The sequence below is a fragment of the Vibrio genomosp. F10 str. 9ZD137 genome, assembly GCF_049974785.1.
GTDB lineage: Bacteria > Pseudomonadota > Gammaproteobacteria > Enterobacterales > Vibrionaceae > Vibrio.
The window spans coordinates 1-1,286 of the sequence record NZ_JBNGCJ010000041.1; the positions used below are offsets into that span (position 1 = coordinate 1).

The 1,286-nt window shown below is 37.1% G+C and carries 2 protein-coding genes; both read left to right on the forward strand.

Annotated features, from left to right (window positions below; all coding sequences use genetic code 11):
* The first annotated feature begins 52 nt into the window (after positions 1 to 52).
* Positions 53 to 331: a hypothetical protein gene (locus tag ACP45E_RS00465; RefSeq protein WP_017037913.1), complete on the forward strand. Its 279-nt coding sequence runs from the start codon at positions 53 to 55 to the stop codon at positions 329 to 331.
* 134 nt (positions 332 to 465) lie between these two features.
* Positions 466 to 1,248 carry a hypothetical protein gene (locus ACP45E_RS00470; RefSeq protein ID WP_017037912.1) on the forward strand — a complete coding sequence of 261 codons (783 nt, stop codon included), beginning with the start codon at positions 466 to 468 and terminating at the stop codon, positions 1,246 to 1,248.
* The last annotated feature ends 38 nt before the right edge of the window (positions 1,249 to 1,286 follow it).

Consider the following 1,286-nt stretch of genomic DNA (forward strand, 5'->3'; position numbering starts at 1 on the left):
AGCCAACAATTTTTGTCCGCTTAAGCCGGGCGTTATGTGAATCGGAGGCCTCGTGTCTAATAAATCTAAAGTAGATGAATTGTTTAATGCAATGTCAGATGAAGTTTGTAATTTTATTAAGTCCTCTGAATCTGGATTTAGTGAATCGTGGGTACCTGCGACTTACATCAAGGATCAGCTAGATTTGAAAAAATCAGCATATCCTCAAGGCAATAAAATTGATAATAAAACGGGTTGGCTTTTTGCCACAATTGCGCGCCACTTACAGGATCAAAATAAGGTCCAATTTAAAAAGGTTGGTAGTCGATCATTCTATAAAACAAGTGAATAATTCACATAACAAGTTGCTTAAACGGAAAAATAACAGTTGGCCATCGCTACGCGATTATAGCCAACCATTATTTTCCGCTTAGCAAGGCGTTATAAATCAATTCATAGTGCATCATTTGAATCTAAGGTATTGCTGTGTATATATTTGAGATAATAAAACCAGGGACATGGCTAGAACATGACGATAGAGAATCAGCTTGGGATATTGAAGGAATTCTTAGGAGTATTGAAGGTCAATTTTATGAGGCTAATCTAGCTTTAAATTTATTCCTGAATTCAATCCAAAGAGATAGCCCCTCCCATTCTCGAGAGCAGTGGGAAGCTGACTCACAAAGAAGAACTGAAATACGTAAAGAAATTGAGGCTAAATATGATGCCCATGACCGTTCTAAATGGGATGAAATAAGTCTAGAAGTTGAAATAGTTTTTAAAAGAGAACAGTGGCAGTCTGGTAAAATTCCTCGTGAGTTTCAACATAATCAATCTTTTATTTATGCTCGTTCATTTTTGTATGCGTTAGACTCTTTCGATAAGTTCATGAATGTTTTAAAAAAACAGCCTAATGTTCCTAGTTCTGTAAGTGACTTACATAGTGAAATTGGTAAAGCCTTTCCTAACTTACGTGGCGTGCGAAACACTTCACAACATATGGAAGATCGCTCAAGGGGTCTAGGGGCAGGTAGAAATCCTCAGCCATTAGATCTTAAACCAATTGATAATCAGTTGGTAAAATCTGAAGGTGGGGCGCTAATGTTAAATTGTTTAAACGGCACTAAGTATGGAAATACCATGTCAGACGGTCATTACGGCGAAGTTGATGTATCTCCTGCGTCAATGGAGGCATTGCATTCAATTTTTCAACAAGTTTTAGACTCTTTTAATTGGAAAGGTCCAAAATCGCATTTACCGAGTATTTGATTTATAACAAGGCACTTAAACGGAACTAAAACAGTGGG